Source organism: Amycolatopsis sp. NPDC004079, from assembly GCF_040610415.1.
GTDB lineage: Bacteria > Actinomycetota > Actinomycetes > Mycobacteriales > Pseudonocardiaceae > Amycolatopsis > Amycolatopsis halotolerans.
This window is the reverse complement of record NZ_JBEXMH010000035.1, coordinates 1-20,829: the sequence shown is the minus strand read 5'-3', so window position 1 is coordinate 20,829 and position 20,829 is coordinate 1. Positions and strand designations below refer to the sequence as shown.

Below are 20,829 nucleotides of genomic sequence, written 5' to 3'. Positions count from 1 at the left end.
CTTCGCGCGGCTGAATCCTTTCGCCGGGCCGATCGCTCTTATGGACGTGCGGCCACAAGGCCGACGCGTCGAAGGAGGTTCGATGACCGCAGTCATTGTCGCGGTAGTGGTCGTGGCGGTTCTGGTGTGCAGCTGCGTGGTGTTCCTGCGAGCGCGCGGCAGGTCGAAGCGTGGCTGAGCCGTGGCCCGCCGACCAGCTCGTCCTGGCGGCGCAACGCGGCGACGAGGCGTCGATCGCCGTACTGGTGTCCGGCGCGTACCCGCACGTCCGGCGCTTCGCGTTCTCGCTGTGCGCGAGCAGCCAGGACGCCGAGGACGCGGCGCAGGAGGCGATGATCGTCCTGTTCCGCAAGATCGGAACCCTGCGCGCGACGGCCGCGCTCGCGTCGTGGATGTTCCGCATCGTCCGCAACGAGTGCCTGCGCCGGGCGCGGGCTCTGGTGCGGCGCGACGAACCGATCCCGGACACCGCGGGCCCGTCCGCCGAGGACGACGTGCTGAGCAGGCTGGAGGTCGAACGCCTGTCCGCCGCCATCGCGTCGCTGCCCGACGACCAGCGCGGGGTGCTGATCATGCGCGACATCCAAGGCCTGCCGGGAAAGACCGTCGCCAAGTCGCTGGGCTTGAGCACCGCCGCGATGAAGTCACGGCTGCACCGCGCCCGCGCCGCCGTCCGCGCTTGCCTGGATCTCCCGGAGGAAGCCCGATGAGCACGTCGTACGCCAGCAAGTCCCTGCCGGTCCACCTCGCGCGCGGGTTCGCCGGATTCGGCCTGATCGCCACGTCGATCGCCTTGGCCCCGGTCGTCGGCTGGATCAGCCTGCTGGCGCTGCCGCTGGGCGTGCTGACCCTGCGCGGATGCCCGACGTGCTGGGCGATCGGGCTGGCGCAGACCCTGTCGCGCGGCCGGCTGGAGCGAACCTGCGAGGACGGGGTGTGCCGTCTGTCGAGGGGAGGCCCCTGACCGGCCCGCTGACGACGGCTGGCGTTGAAAATACCGGAAGTCGCCACAGCCGGTCCGACGGCGGAGCCGCCGCGGCAACGGAAAGAGAGCGACCACGACGCCTCGCCGGTTTCCGGCCACCGGCGTCGGAGCGCACCTCCCGTTGTCGTTGAATGCTGCGCTCGCCACTCCAGCCGCCCGGGCGGTGGTGAGCACTCGTCTGGGCCAGGACTTCAGCCAGGTGCGCGCGGCACAGCGGCCGGAAGGCGGCCGGACCGGCGCGGGTGCCAAGGCCCGGGCAGCCGGCCAGATTCAGGCATTGGCCAAGGCTCTTCTCGGGCCGAGCAGAAACCGCCGCCGGAAGCGCTTCGCCGCCGCCGGGCAGATTTCAGCCGGTACCGCCCCGTCTTCCGCCAGCGGGCCGCCTGCGCGCCCGGCCGTGCCATGACCGAATCGGAGGCCCGGTCCGCGTCAGCCGCCGCTCACCACGTGACCGGAACCTCGGCGACGCCGAAGATCGTCGCGTTGTCCCGGTACCTCAGTTCCGTCGCCGGGACCGTCGTCCGCAGGCCGGGGATGCGCTCGAACAGACTGCGGTACGTGACGGCCAGTTCCAGCCGCGCCAGCTGCTGCCCGACGCACTGGTGAATCCCGTGCCCGAACGCGAGATGGCCGCGGGAGTCCCGGTGGATGTCCAGCTCGTGCGGATTCCGGTAGGCCGCGCCGTCGTGGTTGGCCGCGGCCAACGGCAGGTAGAGGCCGTCGCCCGCGCCGATCACCACGTCGCCGATCTCGATGTCGGCGAGCGCCACCCGGCCGGTCACCACGTCGGCGATGCTGAAATAGCGCAGCAATTCCTCGACCGCGGCCGGCATCAGGCCGGCGTCGGCGGTGAGCGCGGCCAGCTGCTCAGGGTGCTCCAGCAGCGCGAGCACGCCGAGCGAGATCATGTTCGCGGTGGTTTCGTGTCCACCGATGAGCAGCTGGGTGGCCAGGCTGGTCAGGTGGTCGTGGTCATAGTCGCCTGCCTCTTGGTAACCGACGATCAGCCTGCTGAGCAGGTCTTCCGCCGGGTCGGTCTCCTTGTCGGCGACCAGCCGGTCCAGGTAGGCACGCACCTCTCCGAGCGCGGCGATCCGTTCTTCCATCGTGCTGTCGAAGCGCGCCGCGACGGCAGTGTTCCGCTGGAACGTGTTCCAGTCGGCGTAGGGCACGCCGAGCAGTTCGCAGATCACCAGCGACGGGACCGGCAACGACAGTTCCGCCACCAGGTCCGCCGGTCCCCCGGCGGCCAGCATCGCGTCCAGCCGTTCGTCGACGATCCGCTGGATGCGCGGCCGCATCGCCTGCACCCGCCGCACGGTGAACTCGCGCAGCACCATCCGGCGATGCGCCGTGTGCTCGGGCGGGTCCATCCAGGTGAGCCAGCCCTTCGTGTGCTCGCTCAACGCCGCCGCGCCGGGAGCCAGCGCGGGATAACCCGGGTCGGCGCGGCGCGAACTCACCCGGGGGTCGGCCAGCAACGGACGCGCGTGCTCGTAACTGGTGACCAGCCAGCAGGTCCGGCCGGTCGGCAGGACGACCCGGCTGACCGGCCGCTCGGCCCGGAGTTCGTGGTAGCCCGCGGGCGGCGCGAAGGGGCATCCGCGCGGCATCGGGAATGCGGGAATAGCCGTTTCCGCTGCTTCGGTCATGCATCGAAGGATTGACCGCAGCGCTAAAGATTCGCTTAGCGTGCTGTTCAACGGCGCGGAGCAATCGCTTGAGCCGATTCGCCCAATGCCGCCGCAAGAGGGTCTTAAGAGCGACACAAGAGGCTTTTAGCCCCTCTTCCCCATAATCCGTCGACGGCAGTGAAGTGCGGCCGGTGCCAAGTGTTCCGGCCACCCGGACGGCGAAGGAAGAATATGACACTGGAAAGCGACGCGATCCCGGCCGCGGCGGCGGACGGGGCCATCACCTACTCCGGTTTGATCGAGAAATCGTTTTATACGAAACAGCTCACCGGCGAGACCGGCGTTCCCGGTCCCGGAGTGTCCGGCGTCTACTACAACAACATCGCCGACAAGGACGGCAAGGTCATCGGCCAGGCGTACGGACTGTCGGTGGAACAGCTGCCGCGGCCGGAGGACGGCCATCTCACGGCTTCCTACCACGAGGTCGTCACCATGCCCGCCGGCACGCTCGTCGGCTACGCGGTCGTGGACTACATCGCTATGGTCAAGGGCGGCTGGGTGCAATTCCCGGTCAAGGGGCTGACCGGCGAGCTGGCCGGCAAGACCGGGTACCGGCGCTGGAAACTGATCGGCCCGCCCACCGACTTCACCGTCGAGGTCGAAATGGCCCTGTGGGACGAGCCCGGCGCCGAATCGTGACCGTCCACGTGCGTGCCGTCGGCACCGCGCTGCCCGGACCGCCGCTGAGCAACGCGCGGCTCGCCGCGCATTTCGGCACCAACGAGGCGTGGGTGCAATGGGCGGACACCTTCATCGGCACCCGCACCCGGCATCTGTCGGTCGACCTGGACACCGGAACGGTGCGCACCGACCTCGCCGGGCTCGCCGCCACCGCGGGCGGCCGGGCGCTGTCCGCCGCGAACGTGGCTCCCGCCGAGGTCGACGTGATGGTGCTGGCCACGTCCACTCCGGACGCACTGGTGCCTGCGACGGTGACGATGGCCGCCGAGCGGCTCGGCATCAACGACGTGCCCGCCTACCAGCTGCAGTCCGGCTGTTCCGGCGCGATCCAGGCGCTGGAGCTGGCCCGGCGGCTGCTCGAAGGCGGGGCGCACCGGACCGCGCTGGTGCTCGGCGGTGACATGTGCGCCAAGCACGTGGACCTGGCCATGGACATCACCGAACTACCCCCGGCGGAAACAGTGAGCACCCTGCTGTTCGGCGACGGCGTCGGCGCTGCCGTGCTGAGCACCGCCGACGACGGCGAGGCTCCGGAACTGGTCGAGGCGTTCGTCCGGCTGACCGGTCTCGGCCGGGACCCGGCCCAGGTCGTCGAGTGGTTCGGCGCGGCGGGCAACCGGGACGGCTCCGCGCCGATCACTGAGGACTACAAGGCGATCGAGGCGAACGTGCCCGCGATGTCCGCGGAGATCCTGGCCGAGCTGCTCGACCGGGCGGGCTGGGAAGAGTCCGATGTGGACTATCTGCTGCCGCCGCAGCTGTCCGGCCGGATGACCGAACGGATCGTCGAACACCTCGGGCTGCACGGGGCTGAGGAGATCAGCTGCGTGACCGAGACGGCGAACGTCGGCAACGCCACGCCGTTCTTCCAGCTGGAGCGGCTGCTGCCGCGGATCGCCGCAGGGGAACGGGCGCTCGGGGTGGCCGTGGAGTCCAGCAAGTGGATCAAATCCGGCTTCGCGGTGGCGCGGGCCTGACCCCGGGAGGTGGCACGGGAATGCGCATTCCCAAGCAGCGCAGGCATACCTTGCTGTTCCTGCGCGAGGTGCGGCCGTTCGCACCTGTGTTCCTGGACACCGAGGTGGACATGACCGCCGTGCTTGCCCACCGCGCCGCGGCGGGCAAGCGGTACTCGCTGGTGAGTTACGTCCTGCGAGCCGCGGGCGAGGTACTGGCCCGGCATCCGGAGGCCAACGCGGCGGTGCGCGGCACGCGGATCGCGCATTACCCCGCGGTACACGGGAAACTGACGCTGGACAAGCACATCGACGGGTGCCGCGTGGTGCTGTCCACCGTGGTCGAAGACGTGGACACCGCCGGGCTGGAAGAGATCCAGCGGCAGGTGGAGCGCCACCGCGACAGCGACCCGGCGACGATGCCGGACTACGCGGGGGTGCGCCTGCTGCACCGGGTGCCGGGGCCGGTGGCCGGGGTGCTCTACCGGCTCGGAGTGCGCCCGCTCGGCAGGCGGCCGCGGGTGTTCGGGACCGTCGCGGTCACCTCGCTGGGGCACCGGGCAGTGGACTCGTTCCACTCGGTCGGCGGGACGACGGTGACCCTTGGCGTCGGCCGGGTCCTGGACCGGCCGGTGGCGGCGGACGGAGCGGTCGCGGTGGCTCCGGTGATGCGGCTGAGCCTGGCGTTCGATCACCGCGTCATCGACGGGGCCGAGGCCGCGGACGTGCTGACCGAGATCAAGCAGGCGCTGGAATCCTGCCTGGAACGGCCCGAAACGGACGAGGCCGCAGCCGCGGAGGCGGCCCGGTGACCGACGTCGACGAACTCAAGCGCTACTTCGAGGTGCACGCGCGGGCGCAGCGGATCAAGCCCGTCCGCTACCGGGCCGTGCTGGACCGGGTGCACCGCGACACCGACGGCGGACCGGGCTCCTGGGTGGGCGAATGGAGCGGCGCGGCCCAGGACCTGGCCGAGCGCGGCGACCACGTGGGCGCCTGCCGGTACTACAACATGGCCCGCTTCCCGTTTGTCGACTGCGACGCGAGGGCGGAGGCGCTGAACCGGTGCGTCGCCGCGTTCGAGGTGTTCGCGGCCGACAAGGGGTTCCGGCGGCTGGAGCTGGCCGTGCCCGGCGGCCGGGTGCGGTGCTGGTCCGTGGGCCTTTCCGTCACGCAGCCCCGCCCGGTGCTGCTGGTCATGGGCGGCATCGTGAGCATCAAGGAGCAGTGGGCCCCGCTGCTGGCCCGGCTCGCCGGGCTGGGGATGGCCGGGTTGGTCGCGGAAATGCCCGGCGTCGGCGAGAACACCACGCGCTACACGGCGGACAGCTGGCAGCTGTTCCCCGCGTTGCTGGACGCGATCGCCGAGCAGGCCGACGTGACGCACACCTACGCGCTGGCGCTGAGCTTCAGCGGGCACCTCGCGCTGCGGGCCGCCGCGTCCGACCCGCGCATCCGGGGAGTGGTCACCTCCGGAGCTCCGATCGCCGAGTTCTTCACCGACGCCGAATGGCAGAGGCGGGTGCCTCGCCTGACCATGGCCACCCTGTCGCACCTCACCGGGGTGGGACAGGACCGGCTGCCCAGCGTGCTGCCCGGCTGGGCGCTGACCCCTGAACAGCTGGCCGCCCCGCGGATTCCGGTTGCCTACCTGGTCAGCGGTCGCGACGAGATCATCCCGCGGGGCGAGTCGAACCACCTGCGCGCGCACGTGCCCGAACTGTGGCTGGCCGCCAACGACGACGTGCACGGGTCTCCCGCGCACACCACCGAATCCGGGCTGTGGGCCATGCGCTCGGTGCTGCGCATGCGCGGCACCGCGAGCACCCGGGCAGCGGTGCTGGGCGCCCTGCTGCACCTGCTGCGAGTCCGACGCCGGTTGACCGGCGCGCGACCGACCCCCGTCAATGCGCGATGAGCTGGGAGCCCGTTCTGCCATGACAGCCTCACCCCCGCCACTGACCGCTGCCTCACTCGCGGTGATCGGCCTGGCCTGCCGCCTGCCCGGCGGCGCGGACCCCGCCGCGTTCTGGCAGCTGTTGCGGTCCGGCCGCGACGCCTTGCGGCCCGTCCCGCGCGACCGGTGGCCCGCGCCGGACCAAGGGCCGGGCAGGCGGGGCGGGTTCCTCGACCAGGTCGCCGAGTTCGACGCGGGGTTCTTCGGCATCGCGCCGCGCGAGGCGGCAGCCATGGACCCCCAGCAACGGCTGCTGCTGGAGCTGGCCTGGGAGGCCGTCGAGGACGCCCGGATACTGCCGGACGTGTTGCGCGGCAGCCGCACCGGTGTGTTCGTCGGCTCCACCTCGCACGATTACGCGACTCTGCTGTCCCGCGGCGGCCCCGCGGCCGCCACCCGGCACAGCTCGACGGGATTGAACAAGGGCGTCATCGCCAACCGGGTCTCCTACACGCTGGGGCTGGCCGGACCGAGCCTGACCGTGGACACCGCGCAGTCCTCGTCCCTGGTCGCGGTGCATCTGGCAGCGGAAAGCCTGTGGCGGGGAGAGTCCGAACTGGCGCTGGCCGGCGGGGTGCAGCTCAACCTGGTCGAAGACAGCGCGGTGAGCACGGCCAGGTTCGGCGGGCTGTCCCCCGACGACCGCTGCGCCGCCTTTGCCGACGGCGCCAACGGGTTCGTCCGCGGCGAGGGCGGCGCGGTGGTCCTGCTCAAGCCGCTCGCCCGCGCGCTGGCCGACGGCGATCCGGTGTGGTGTGTGCTGCGGGGCAGCGCGATGAACAACGACGGCGCCACGGACGGGCTCACCGTGCCCAGCGCCGAGGCACAGTCCTCCGTGCTGGCACGGGCTTACGCCGCTGCCGGGGTGGACCCGGCCGAGGTGCAGTACGTCGAAGCCCACGGCACCGGAACCGCTGTCGGCGATCCCGTCGAGGCAGCCGCGCTGAGTTCGGCGCTCGGCACCTCGCGCGAACCGGACGACCCGCTCCTGATCGGCTCGGTGAAGACCAACATCGGGCATCTGGAGGGCGCGGCGGGAATCGCTGGGCTGGTGAAGACGGTCCTGAGCCTGCGGCACCGGGAGCTGCCCGCGCACCTGAACTTCTCGGCGCCCAGCCCGGCCGTCCCGCTGGACGCGCTCAGCCTGCGCGTGCGGACCGAGCTCGGGGACTGGCCGCATCCGGACCGCAGGCTGATCGCCGGGGTGTCGTCGTTCGGCATGGGCGGCGCCAACTGCCATGTGGTGCTGGAAGAACGGCCGCGAATCACGTCGGAGACCGAGTCCGGACGAGGCCCGGTCTCGTGGGTGCTGTCCGCCGCGAGCCCCGGCGCGTTGCGCGGGCAGGCCGCCAAGCTCGCCGGACGGGCCGACGCGGACCCGGCCTCGATCGCCGTGTCACTCGCCGCCACCCGCACCCGGTTCGCCTGCCGCGCCGTGGTGCGGGGAGAGAACCGGCGCGATCTGCTGGACGGTCTCGCCGCGCTTGCCGAGCAACGGGAGCACCCCGCGGTGGTGACCGGCGAGGCCGCCGGATCGCCGCGGCTGGTCTATCTCCTGGCGGGTCAGGGCAGCCAGCGCACCGGCATGGGACGCGAACTCTGCGCCGCGCATCCCGAGTTCGCGGAGGCGCTGGACGAGATCTGCGCGGAGTTCGGCCCCCGTCTGCCGTTGCCGTTGCGGGACGTCATGCACGACCCGGCACACGCGGCGGCGCTCGACGAGACGCGGTACGCCCAGCCTGCACTGTTCGCGCTGGAAACCGCGCTGTACCGGTTGTTGCGGTCCCGGGGCCTGGTGCCGGACGTGTTGGTCGGGCATTCGATCGGGGAGCTGACCGCCGCGCATCTGGCCGGGGTGCTCGGACTCGCCGACGCGTGCGCGTTGGTCGCCGCCCGAGGCGAGCTGATGCAGGCCGCACCCGGCGGCGGCGCGATGATCGCGGTGGAGGCGAGCGAGGACGAGGTGCGCGCGGACCTGCTGCCGGGCGCGAACATCGCCGCGGTCAACGGCCCACGCGCGATCGTCGTTTCCGGGGATGCCAAGGCCGTGCAGCGGATCGCCGACCGGTGGGCGGGAGCGGGACGGCGGACCCGGAGGCTGCGGACCAGTCACGCGTTCCACTCCGCGCACATGGAGTCCGCGCTGACCGGGTTCCGGGCCGTCGCCACCCGGGTGTCGTACTCCCCGCCTGCGGTCCCGGTGATCTCGAACGTCACCGGCCGGGTCGCGACCGCCGCTCAGTTGTGCTCTCCGGACTACTGGGCCGAGCACATCCGCGCGGCAGTGCGGTTCGCCGACGGCGTCGCGGCCGCACTCGAACCCGCCGACCCGGTGTTCGTCGAACTCGGCCCGGACAGCACCCTGAGCACGGCGGCGCGGGCGGTCGCCACCGGCGTGCGGGCGGTCCCGACGCTGCGCGCGAACCGCCCGGAAGCCGAGTCCTTCGACACCGCACTGGCCACCGCACACGTGTTCGGGGCGCCAGTGGACTGGACCGCGCACCTGCCCGAGGCTCCGGTCTGCGCACTTCCCTCCTACGCGTTCGACCGGCAACGCCACTGGCTCGACAACGTCGCCGGGCCGGTGGCCCAGGAGGCGCCGGCGACCGAGTCCGCGGCGGAGCGAGCGCGGCCGGAGCCCGGCCGCCCCGCGCTGGACTTGGTGCGCGAGCAGATTGCCGTCGTCCTCGGGCACCGCGAAGCGGACGCTGTGCCCGCCCGGGCCCCGTTCAAGGAACTCGGTCTCGATTCGCTGGGCGCGGTCGAGCTTCGCGACCGGCTGGCCGAGCGCACCGGTCTGGCGCTGGCGCCCACTGTCGTGTTCAGCCATCCCACCGCGGAGGCGCTGGCCCGGCATGTGGCGGACTTGCGTTCCGGGTCCCCGATCGCCGAGCCGGACGCCGCGCCCGCGGTGCCCGGCGAGCCGATCGCGATCGTCGGCATGGCGTGCCGGTTTCCCGGCGCGGCCGCTTCGCCTGAAGCCCTGTGGCGGCTGGTCGCCGACGGGGTCGACGCGACCGGGCCTTTCCCCGGCAACCGGGGCTGGGACCTGCCCGGCCTCGGGACGGACACCGCCCGCGGCGGGTTCCTGGACGATGCCGACCGGTTCGACGCCGCGTTCTTCGGGATCAGCCCCCGCGAGGCCGCGGCCATGGACCCGCAGCAACGGGTGCTGGCCGAGACCGCGTGGGAGGCGCTGGAGCGCGCTGACATCCGCCCGGACGGACTGCGGGGCAGCCGCACCGGGGTGTTCGTCGGCACCACCGCGCAGGACTACGGCCCGCGACTGCACGAGCCCGCAGCCGGAGCCGAGGGCTACCTACTGACCGGCGGCACCCCGAGCGTCGCCTCCGGCCGGATCGCCTACCTGCTGGGTCTGGAAGGACCCGCGCTGACCGTCGACACCGCGTGCTCGTCCTCGCTGGTGGCGTTGCACCTGGCCGCACAGGCGCTGCGCCAGGGCGAATGCTCGCTGGCACTGGCTGGCGGCGTGACGGTGCTGTCCGGTCCCGGCATGTTCGTGGAATTCAGCAGGCAGGGCGGGCTGGCTCCGGACGGGCGGTGCAAGCCGTTCGCGGCCGGGGCGGACGGCACCGCATGGGCCGAGGGCGTCGGCGTCGTGGTGCTGCAGCGGTTGTCCGAGGCCCGCCGCGACGGCAGGCGGATCCTGGCCGTGCTGCGCGGTTCCGCGGTCAACTCGGACGGCGCCAGCAACGGGCTGACCGCACCGAACGGGGCCGCGCAGGAACGGGTGATCAGGCAAGCGCTGGCCACGGCCGGGCTGTCCGGTTCCGACATCGATGTCGTCGAAGCGCACGGCACCGGTACCCGCCTCGGCGATCCCATCGAGGCCCAGGCCCTGCTGGCGACCTACGGACGCGACCGCGACCCGGAGCGGCCGCTGCGGCTGGGTTCGCTGAAGTCGAACACCGGCCACGCCCAGGCCGCGGCGGGCATCGGCGGAGTGATCAAGATCGTCGAGGCCATGCGACACGAGCAGCTGCCGCGCACTCTCCACGTGGACCAGCCCTCGCCGCACGTCGACTGGTCGGCGGGCGCGGTCGCGTTGCTGACCGAGGCGCTGCCTTGGCCGCGCGGTTCCCGGCCTCGCCGGGCCGGGGTGTCGTCGTTCGGCATCAGCGGCACCAACGCGCACGTGATCCTGGAGGAAGGCGACAGCCCCGCCCCGGCCGCCGCGCGCACCGCTCCGACGGTGCCGTGGGCGCTGTCCGCGCGGGACGAGTCCGCGTTGCGCGCCATGGCTTCCGCATTGCACGAGACGGTTGCCCGCGATCCCGATTTCGACCAGGACGCGGCAGGGTGGGCGCTGGCCACCGGACGGGCGGCGCTGCGCGAACGCGCCCTGCTCACGGCCGAGGACCGCGACGGCATGCTGGCCGCGTTGCGGGAACTCGCCGCGGGTGGCGTCTCCCAGTCGGTGGTTCGCGGCACGGCGACCGACCGAGGCCGGGTGGTGTTCGTGTTCCCCGGTCAGGGTTCCCAGTGGGCAGGGATGGCGGTGGACCTGGCTGAGTCCAGCCCGGTGTTCCGCGCACAGATGTCCGAATGCGCGTCCGCGCTGTCGAACTGGGTGGACTGGTCGCTGGACGAGGTGCTGCGCGGCGCACCGGACGCGCCGCCGCTGGAGCGGGTGGACGTCGTGCAGCCCGCGCTGTTCGCGGTCATGGTCTCGCTGGCCGCGATGTGGCAGGCGGCGGGAGTACAGCCGGACGCGGTGATCGGTCACTCGCAAGGCGAGATCGCCGCGGCGTACGTCGCCGGCGCGCTGTCTCTCGCGGACGCGACGCGGCTGGTCGCGGTGCGCAGCCGGGCGCTGGGCGCGCTGGCCGGGCAGGGCGGCATGATGTCCGTGTCCGCACCGGCCGAGCGGGTCGGCGAACTCGCCGCGCCGTGGGGTGCACGGGTGTCGGTCGCGGCCACCAACAGCCCGGCCTCCACAGTCGTGTCCGGCGACTCGGAGGCGTTGGCCGCGCTGCGCGAGCGCTGCGGGGGCGAGGACATCCGCGCCCGGATGGTGCCGGTGGACTATGCCTCCCACTCGCCCCAGGTGGAGGTTCTGCGCGAACAGCTGCTGGAGCGATTTTCGGACCTGCGGCCGCGGCCTGCCCGGATCCCGATGTATTCGACGGTGTCCGGGAACCTGGCGGAGCAACCGCTGGACGCCGGCTACTGGTTCCGGAACCTGCGCGAGCCGGTGCTGTTCGAGCGCGCCACCCGAGCGCTGCTGGACGCGGATCACCGTACGTTCATCGAGGTCAGCCCGCACCCCGTGCTCACGCTCGGGGTGCAAGAGACAGCCGAAGCGGCCAAAGCGGGCGATGTGCTGGCGACGGGCTCGCTGCGCCGGGACCACGGCGGGCTCGGCCAATTCCGGTCAGCGCTGGGCAGAGCGCACGTGCGCGGGCTCGCGATCGACTGGCGGGCCGCGCTCGGCGAAGCCCCTGGCGCGCTGCCGGATCTGCCCACGTACCCGTTCCAGCGCGAACGGTACTGGCTGACAGGCGGGTCCGAACCGGACGTGGCAGCCGCCGGGCTGACCCCGGCCCGGCATCCGCTGGCCGGCGCGGTGCTCACGCTGGTGGACGGGACCACCCTGGTCACCGGGCGGTTGTCGCGCGACGCCCACCCGTGGCTGGCCGACCATGCCGTGGCCAGGACCGTGCTGCTCCCCGGAACGGCGATGCTGGAACTGGCGTTGTGGGCAGGCGAGCGGCTGGGGTGCGCGCAGGTCGACGAGTTGACCTTGCACGCGCCGCTGGTGCTGCCGGCGCACGGCGCGACGGACGTTCAGCTGACTGTCGAGCCCGCCGACGAGACTGGCAGGCGCCCAGTGCGCATCCACTCTCGTCCGGAGGCCGCTGACGCGAGCTGGACCGAGCACGCAGCCGGTCTGCTCCGCCCCGACGCCGTACCGATGTCGGAGGACACCGGGCCGTGGCCGCCGCCGCGAGCAGTGCCGGTGGACCTGTCGGACCGGTACGCCGTGCTGGCGGCGCGCGGGTACGATTACGGGCCTGCCTTCCAGGGCCTGACTGCCGCGTGGAGGCTAGGGCAAGAGGTGTTCGCCGAGGTCGTCCTCGCCGACGAACTGCGCTCGGACGCGGACCGCTTCCGGGTGCACCCGGCCTTGCTCGACTCGGCTCTGCATGCCGTGGGCCTGTTGCCGGGCCGGGATGGCAGCAGCGCGCCCGACCTGCCGTTCGCTTGGACCGGGATCAGTGCGGTGGCGGCCGGCGCGACGACGTTGCGAGTGCGGCTCTCCCCGGCCGGAGACGACGGCGTCGCCATCACCGCGACCGACCTGACGGGTGCCCCGGCGATATCGGTGCAAACGCTGGTGACGCGGCCCGCGGACCTGCGCGCGCTGGCCGCGGCCGACCGCAGCAGCGGCCTGCGCCGGCTGGACTGGTCCCCGGTCCCGCTGCCGGCCGCGACGCCCGGACCGGATTGGGCGGCGGTCGGTGCGGAACACCCGTGGCTGGCCGGCGTGTTCCGGCTCGCCGCCATTTCCGCGCTGCAAGCGGCGGTCAACGACGGATTGCCAGTGCCTGCCACGGTGGTGCTGACCGGCTGGACCGAAACCCCAGCCGAGCGGCCGGACCAGGCGCGAACGCTGGCACGGGAGGTACTGGCGGCGTTGCAAGCCTGGCTCGCGGACGACACGTTCGCCGAGAGCACCCTCGTCGTGCTGACCCGCGGCGCGGTCGCGGCGGGCGCGGAGGACGTTCCGGATCTGGCCGGCGCGGCGCTGTGGGGTCTGCTGCGGACCGCGCAGACCGAGCATCCCGGCCGGTTCCGGATCGTCGACGTGGACAACGATCCGACGTCGCGGGCCGCGCTGGTCTCAGCTGCGGCCGCCGACCGGCCGCAGCTGGCGGTCCGCGGCGGCGTGGCGCTCGAACCGCGTCTGGTCCCGGCAGAAGAGGCTGGCTCGAGCCCGTTCACCGATCTCCGCGGCACTGTCCTGATCACCGGTGCGACCGGGGTGCTCGGCGCCCTCGTCGCCGAGCACCTGGCCACTGTGCACCGGGTCCGGCATTTCCTGCTGATGAGCAGGAGAGGTGCGGACGCCCCGGGGGCGGCCGAGCTCGTCGACCGGCTCGCCGCGGCCGGCGCGGAGGCCGAGGTCGTGGCCTGCGACGCCGCCGACCGCGTTCGTCTGGCCGAGATGCTGGCGAACGTGCCCGCCGACCGGCCGGTCTCGGCCGTGGTCCACGCGGCCGGGGTCCTGGACGACGCCACCGTGGCAGCTCTGGGGCCGCACCAGCTGGACCGGGTGCTGCGGCCCAAGGCGGACGCCGCCTGGCATCTGCACGAGCTCACCGGCGAGCTGGCCGCGTTCGTGATGTTCTCCTCGGTGGTCGGCGTCCTCGGCGGAGCGGGCCAGGCCAGCTACGCCGCGGCGAACACCTCACTCGACGCGCTGGCCGCCCACCGCGCCGCGCACGGGCTTCCCGCGACCTCGATCGCCTGGGGTCTGTGGGCACCGGCCAGCGGCATGACCGGCGACATGGGCGTGGCCGACGTCGCTCGGATGGCCCGGCTCGGCATCGCGCCGCTTTCCGCCGAACGAGGCCTGGCGCTGTTCGACGCGGCGACCGGACCGCTGGTGGTGGCCGCCGCTTTGGACGCCGAGGCCATCCGCCGGCTGTCCGGCCGCCCAGCCTCGCCGCGGAAGAGCCCGGAGGGCTCCTCGTGGCAGCAGAAGATCGCGGCGCTGCCAGAGGCCGAGCAGGCACGGGCGATCGAGCGCGCGGTGATCGCGCACGCCGCTGAAGTGCTCGGGCACGGCGACACCGCGAGCGTGGCCGCGGACACGCCGTTCAAGGATCTCGGGTTCGACTCGCTCACCACTGTCGAATTGCGCAACGCACTGTCCGCGCGCACCGGCCTGCGGTTGCCGGCCACAGTGGCTTTCGACCATCCCACCCCGGCGGCCGTCGCGGGCTTCCTGCGAAAACAGCTGACCGGCACCGCCTCGCCCGCCCGCGCCGCCGCCGTGGTGTCCGCTTCGGACGAACCGATCGCCATTGTCTCGATGAGCTGCCGTTACCCCGGCGACGTGCGGTCGCCCGAGGATCTGTGGCAGCTGGTGGCCAACGGAGCCGACGTCATCGGAGAATTCCCCACCGACCGCGGCTGGGACGTCGAGCGGCTGCACGATCCGGACCCGGAAGCGCTCGGCAAATCCACCACCGTCTCCGGCGGCTTCCTGTCTGACGCGGCGTGGTTCGACGCCGACTTCTTCGGGATCAGCCCGAGGGAAGCGCTGTCCACCGACCCGCAGCAGCGGTTGCTGCTGGAGCTGGCATGGGAAGCGTTCGAGCGTGCTGGCCTCGACCCGCAGGCGCTGCGCGGCAGCCGGACCGGCGTGTTCACCGGCGTGATGTACGGCGACTACGGCGGCCGGCTGCCCGAAGCCCCCGGCGACGTCGAGGGATACCTGCGCAATGGCAGCTACGGCAGTGTGGCCTCCGGGCGGATCGCCTACACCTTCGGGCTGCGCGGCGCGGCGGTCACCGTCGACACCGCGTGCTCGTCCTCGCTGGTGGGCATCCACCTGGCCGGGCAGGCGCTGCGGGCAGGCGAATGCTCGATGGCGCTGGCAGGCGGAGTGACGGTGATGGCCACCCCGGCGACGTTCGTCGAATTCAGCCGGCAGCGCGGGCTCTCCTCGGACGGACGGTGCAAATCGTTCGCCGCGGCCGCGGACGGCACCGGCTTCTCCGAGGGGGCCGGGCTGGTGCTGCTCGAGCGGCTGTCCGACGCCCGCCGGAACGGACATCCAGTGCTGGCAGTGATCCGCGGCAGCGCGGTCAACCAGGACGGCGCCAGCAACGGACTGACCGCGCCGAACGGTCCCGCGCAGAATCGGGTCATCCGGGACGCGCTGGCGGTGGCGGGGCTGGACCCGGCCGGGGTGGACGCGGTGGAGGCGCACGGCACCGGAACCCGCCTCGGCGACCCGATCGAAGCCAACGCCCTGCTCGAAGTCTTCGGCGAACGAGACCGGCCGCTCTGGCTGGGATCGATCAAATCCAACATCGGCCACACCCAAGCCGCCGCCGGAGTGGCCGGAGTGATCAAGATGGTGCAAGCCATGCGGCACGCCACCCTGCCCGCCTCGCTGCACCTGGACGCGCCTACCCCGCACGTGAACTGGTCCGCGGGAGCCGTGCGGCTGCTGACCGAGTCCCGTGCGTGGGAGCACCCCGGGCGCCCGCGCCGGGCCGGGGTGTCGTCGTTCGGCATCAGCGGCACCAACGCGCACCTGGTCCTGGAAGAGGTTCCCGCCGAAGACGCTCCGCGCACCGCTCCGGCCGCGGACGCGCCGATGCCCTGGCTGCTGTCCGCGCGCTCCGAGCCGGCGTTGCGCGAGTTCGCCGCGTCGCTGACCGGACCGGCCGCCGAGGCGGACGCCGCAGACGTGGCTCGTGCTCTGCTCAACCGGGCCGGACTGCCGATCCGCGCCGCGATCGTCGCCGAGGACGAGGCGGACCGGATCGCCGCGCTGCGCGCGCTGGCCGCCGGGGACTCCTCGCCGCACCTGCTGCGCGAGCCTGCCCGGCCCGGCGGCGCGGCGTTCCTGTTCACCGGACAGGGCGGGCAGCGACCGGGCGCGGGCCGGGAACTGGCCGCGCGGATGCCCGCGTTCGCCGAGGCGCTGACCGACGTCTGCTCGCGGCTGGACCCGCACCTGTCCCGGCCGCTGACGGAGGTGTTGTTCGCCGAGCCCGGCACCTTGGAGGCGGCGCTGCTGGACCAGACCGAGTTCACCCAGCCCGCGCTGTTCGCCGTCGGGACCGCCCTCCACCGGGTGGTCACCGGACTGGGGCTGCGGGCGGACGCGGTGCTGGGCCATTCCGTCGGCGAGCTGACCGCCGCGCACGCGGCCGGAGTGCTCGACCTGGACGACGCGTGCGCGCTGGTCGCCGCCCGGGGCCGGTTGATGCAGCGGGCCCGGCCCGGCGGCGCGATGTTCGCGATCCAAGCGAGCGAGGAAGAAGTGCGCCCGGATGTGCCGGAACGGGTGAGCGTGGCCGCGCTCAACGGCCCGCACGAGACAGTCGTGTCCGGAGACGCCGACGCGGTGGAACTGGTCGCCGGGCGATGGCGCGAGCGGGGCCGCAAGTGCAAGCGACTGCGGGTGAGCCACGCGTTCCACTCCGCGCACATGGATTCGGTGACCGCGGACTTCCGGGAGATCGCCGCCGGGATGCGTTTCGCCGCGCCGAAAATTCCGCTGATCTCCAACCGGACCGGCGAACCGCTGACCGAGCGGCAGGCGCGCGATCCGGAGTACTGGGTGGCCCAGCTTCGCGAGCCGGTGCGGTTCCTCGACGGGGTGCGGTGCCTGGAAAACACGGGCGTGGCCACCTTGGTCGAGCTGGGCACCGGGGTGCTGGCTGCGCTGGCCGAAGGATGCGCGCTCGGCCCGGTGCTTTCGATCCCGGTGCTGCGCCGCGACGTGCCGGAGGGCACCGCGCTGGTGACGGCACTGGCCAGGGCGCACCTGGCTGGGTCCACAGTGGACTGGACGAAGCTGCTGTCCGCGGGCCGTCGGGTCGACCTGCCCACCTATCCCTTCCAACGGCAGCGCTATTGGCTGGCCGCGCCGGCAGCGGCCGGGAGCACTGCGGGACTGGGACTCGACGCCGCCGCGCACCCGCTGCTCGGCGCGGTGCTGGAACTGCCGGACGAGGGCGTGCTGTTCACCGGCGCGCTGTCCCTGGACACCCACCCTTGGCTGGCCGACCACGCGGTGCGGGCGACCGCACTGCTGCCCGCCGCCTGCTACGGCGAACTGATCGCCGCGACCGGCGCAAGCCTCGGCTACGACACGGTCCAGGAGATCACTCTCACCGCTCCGCTCGTGCTCGACATCAGTGGGAGCTACCAGCTGCAAGTCTCGGTCGGTCCGGACCGGAACGGCCGCCGGGAGGTGCTCGTGCGCAGCCGCCTCACCGGTCCGGGACAGCAGTGGACCCGGCATGCCGAAGGCGTGCTCGCCGCCGGGTCCGCTGCGGAGCAGCCGGACGCGCTCACCGACTGGCCGCCCCCGGACGCCGAACCGCTGCCTGTCGAAGACGCGTACGCCAGCCTGGCCGACCACGGGTACGACTACGGCCCGGCCTTTCAAGGCCTGCGCGAGGCCTGGCGGCGAGGGGACACGCTATACGCCGAGGTGAAGCTGCCCGAGGGGGTGCGCGCGGACGGTTACGGCCTGCACCCCGCGCTGCTGGACTCTTCCCTGCACGTGCTGGCTGTGGTCCACGGGCTAGGCGGGGAGATCCGGCTGCCGTTCAGCTGGTCCGGACTCCGGCTGCACGCGGCCGGAGCGACTGAGCTTCGGGTGCGCATCGACGCCAGCGACCCGGAACGGGTCTCGGTCACCGTCGCCGACGGCTCGGGAGCCCCGGTGCTGTCCGCGGACGTGCTGGTGCTGCGGCCGGTCACGACCCAGCAGCTCGGCGGTGATCCGCTGCTCGAGCCGGTCTGGCAATCGGTTCCGCTGCCCTCCGCCGCACCGGTGCGCACGAGTTGGGTGTCGGATGTGGACAGTCTGCCGGAAGCCCTGGCGGAAGAACCGGAAGCGTTGTGCTTCGAAGCCGCCGCGGCGGGCGCGGACGTCCAGGCCGTGCACACGGCGGTGCGCCGGGTTGCCGCGATGCTGCGAGGCTGGCTCGCGACCGAGTCGCCGGGCCGCCTGGTCGTGGTGACCCGGGACCTGGCCGCTCATCCGGCGGCCGCCGCCGTGGCCGGCCTGGTCCGGTCGGCGCAGGCGGAGCACCCGGACCGGATCGTGATGCTTGACCTGCCTCCCGGTGCCGAAACGGAGCCGGTGCTTCCCGGCGTTCTGGCGAGCAGCGAACCGCAGCTGGCAGTGCGCTCCGGGGCCGCGGCGGCGCCGCGGCTGACCCGGCTCGCCGCCGAACCGGTCCCGGCCGGGTGGGCAATGGGGGGCACAGTGCTGGTCACCGGGGCGACCGGGGCCCTCGGCAAGCTCGTGACCAGGCACCTCGCGACGGAACACGGTGTCCGGCGCCTGCTGCTGGCGAGCAAGCGGGGTCTCGCCGCCGAGGGAGCCGGGGAGTTCGTCGCGGAACTGGAAGAACTCGGCTGCGCCGTCACCCTGGTGGCGTGCGATGTGGCCGAAGCCTCCGAAGCGGCAGGACTGCTGGCCCGGGTGTCCGCCGAACATCCGCTCACCGCGGTACTGCACACTGCCGGTGTCGTGGCGGACGCCACCGCCGTTGCCATCACCGACGCCCGGATCGAGGCCGCACTGCGACCGAAAGCGGACGCGGCCTGGCACCTGCATCAGCTGACACGGGACCTCGAACTGTCCGCGTTCGTGCTGTTCTCCTCGATCAGCGGCACCACCGGCACCGCAGGTCAGGGCGCGTACGCGGCCGCCAATGCCTACTTGGACTCCCTTGCCCTGCACCGCCGGGCAGCCGGGCTGCCCGCGACGGCGATCGCCTGGGGATTGTGGTCCGGGACCGGCATGGGCGGCGAACTCGGCCCCGAGGACCTGCGCCGGCTGCGTCAGGGCGGCATCGCGGGCCTGGACACCACCGAGGCACTGCGGCTGTTCGACCGCGCCTTGGCATCCGGCAGTTCCGCGGTCGTCGCTGCGAAACTCGACCTCACGGCCGCGGAGCAGTTGCCCGCCGCACTGCGCGGGCTCGCACCGGCCCGCCGGGCAAGCGGCGGCGCGCCGGCGCTGCGCCGCAGACTGTCCGCACTGGACGAATCAGCGCGCGCCGAGTTGCTGCTGACGCTGGTCACCAAAGAAGTGCGCGCGGTGCTCGGGCACTCCGAAGAGTCCACAGTGGACGTCAGACGGGCGTTCAATGAACTCGGCTTCGACTCGCTCACCGGAGTCGAGTTGCGCAACCGGCTCGGGAACGCGACCGGCTTGAGGTTGCCGACGACCCTGGTGTTCGACCACCCCACTCCGCTCGCATTGGCCGGGCACCTCGACACGCTGCTGCGCGGCACCGGCCCCGCGGCCGCCGCACCGGTGCCCGCCGCACCGGTGCCCGCCGCACCGGTTGCCGACGATCCGGTGGTCGTCGTCGGCATGGGCTGCCGGTATCCCGGCGGAGTGCGCGGTCCGGACGACCTGTGGCGGCTCGTGCGGGCCGAGACGGACGCCGTGACGGGTTTCCCGGACAACCGCGGCTGGGACCTGGAGCGGCTCTACGACCCTGACCCGGACCGCACCGGTACCGCCTACGTGCGGCACGGTTCGTTCCTGCACGACGCTGACCTGTTCGACCCCGAATTCTTCGGACTGAGCCCGCGTGAGGCGTTCGCCATCGACCCGCAGCAGCGGTTGCTGCTGGAACTCGCCTGGGAAGTGTTCGAGCGGACCGGCATCGAGCCGGGCACCCTGCGCGGCAGCCGCACCGGCGTGTTCACCGGCGTCATGTACGACGACTACGGCTCGCGGCTGCACCAAGCGCCGCGTGCGCCCGAGGAGTACGAGGGATATCTGGTCAGCGGCAGTTCCGGCAGCGTGGCATCAGGCCGGGTGGCCTATACCTTCGGGCTGGAGGGCCCCGCGGTCACTGTGGACACCGCGTGCTCCTCTTCCCTGGTGGCCATCCACCTGGCGATGCAGTCGCTGCGCCAGGGCGAATCCGATCTGGCGCTGGCCGGCGGGGTGTCGGTGATGGCCACCCCCGGCGTGTTCGTCGAGTTCAGCAGGCAACGCGGCCTGGCGCCCGACGGCCGGTGCAAACCGTTCTCCGACAACGCCGACGGCACCGCCTTCGCCGAGGGGGCCGGACTCGTGCTGCTGGAACGGCTGTCCGACGCCCGCCGGAACGGGCATCCGGTGCTGGGCGTCGTACGGGGCAGTGCTGTCAACCAGGACGGCGCCAGCAACGGACTGACCGCGCCCAGCGGCCCGGCCCAGCAACGGGTCATCCGCCAGGCGCTGGCCGCGGCGGGCCTGACCGCGGACGACATCGACGCGGTGGAGGCGCACGGCACCGGCACCCGTCTCGGCGATCCGATCGAGGTCGGCGCACTGCACGAGGTCTTCGCCACCCCCGGCCGCCGGAATCCGCTGTGGCTCGGTTCGGTGAAGTCGAACATCGGCCACACCCAAGCCGCCGCCGGCGTCGCCGGGGTGATCAAGATGCTGCTGGCCATGCGAGAGGGGGTGCTCCCGCGCACCCTGCACGCGGACACCCCGAGTGCGGAAGCCCCGTGGTCGGAGCGCGGAGTGTCGTTGCTGACCGCGGAAACAGCGTGGCCGGACGGCCCCGCGCCACGCCGGGCGGGAGTGTCGTCGTTCGGGGTGTCGGGCACTAACGCGCATCTCGTGCTGGAACAGGCCGCACCGAACCCGACACGGGGCGAGACCGAGACCGGGCTGCTCGCCGGAGCCAGCTTGCCATGGCTGCTGTCGGCGCGAACCGGCCCGGCACTCCGCGACCAGGCTCGTGATCTGGCGGGGCATGTGGCGCGCAACCCGGGCCTCGAGCTCGACGACGCCGCCCGCGCCCTGGCCCGCCGCAC

Annotated in this window: 8 protein-coding genes; 7 read left to right on the top strand and 1 reads right to left on the bottom strand. The window is 72.8% G+C overall.

All coding sequences use genetic code 11. The features are described 5' to 3' along the window. The first annotated feature begins 170 nt into the window (after positions 1–170). Both ABZX37_RS29925 and ABZX37_RS29920 read left to right on the top strand, forming a co-directional pair. Entirely contained in the window at positions 171–710 is a 540-nt protein-coding gene (locus ABZX37_RS29925) for an RNA polymerase sigma factor (RefSeq protein ID WP_354745134.1), read from the top strand. Then, entirely contained in the window at positions 707–964 is a 258-nt protein-coding gene (locus ABZX37_RS29920; protein WP_354745132.1) for a hypothetical protein, read from the top strand. Before ABZX37_RS29925 ends, ABZX37_RS29920 begins: the two co-directional genes overlap by 4 nt. Before the next feature lie 461 nt (positions 965–1,425). Here ABZX37_RS29920 and ABZX37_RS29915 read toward each other — a convergent pair whose 3' ends face one another. Beyond that, positions 1,426–2,637: a cytochrome P450 gene (locus ABZX37_RS29915; protein ID WP_354745130.1), complete on the bottom strand. Its 1,212-nt coding sequence runs from the start codon at positions 2,635–2,637 to the stop codon at positions 1,426–1,428. Positions 2,638–2,850: 213 nt separating this feature from the next. On the opposite strand from ABZX37_RS29915, the gene ABZX37_RS29910 reads away from it, so the two are divergent. From ABZX37_RS29910 to ABZX37_RS29890, 5 genes are all read left to right on the top strand, one after another. Further along, positions 2,851–3,318 carry a hypothetical protein gene (locus tag ABZX37_RS29910; protein WP_354745128.1) on the top strand — a complete coding sequence of 156 codons (468 nt, stop codon included), beginning with the start codon at positions 2,851–2,853 and terminating at the stop codon, positions 3,316–3,318. Then, the gene (locus ABZX37_RS29905) at positions 3,315–4,337 is read left to right on the top strand and encodes a 3-oxoacyl-ACP synthase III family protein (RefSeq protein ID WP_354745126.1); all 1,023 of its coding nucleotides are present in this window, start codon (positions 3,315–3,317) and stop codon (positions 4,335–4,337) included. The genes ABZX37_RS29910 and ABZX37_RS29905 overlap by 4 nt, the downstream gene beginning before the upstream one ends. A gap of 20 nt (positions 4,338–4,357) precedes the next feature. Beyond that, positions 4,358–5,128: a 2-oxo acid dehydrogenase subunit E2 gene (locus ABZX37_RS29900; RefSeq protein ID WP_354745124.1), complete on the top strand. Its 771-nt coding sequence runs from the start codon at positions 4,358–4,360 to the stop codon at positions 5,126–5,128. Further along, positions 5,125–6,234: an alpha/beta hydrolase gene (locus tag ABZX37_RS29895; protein WP_354745122.1), complete on the top strand. Its 1,110-nt coding sequence runs from the start codon at positions 5,125–5,127 to the stop codon at positions 6,232–6,234. The genes ABZX37_RS29900 and ABZX37_RS29895 overlap by 4 nt, the downstream gene beginning before the upstream one ends. A 19-nt stretch (positions 6,235–6,253) precedes the next feature. Beyond that, positions 6,254–20,829, top strand: a 14,576-nt coding sequence (locus tag ABZX37_RS29890) for an SDR family NAD(P)-dependent oxidoreductase (protein ID WP_354745120.1), incomplete at its 3' end; no start/stop codon positions are given.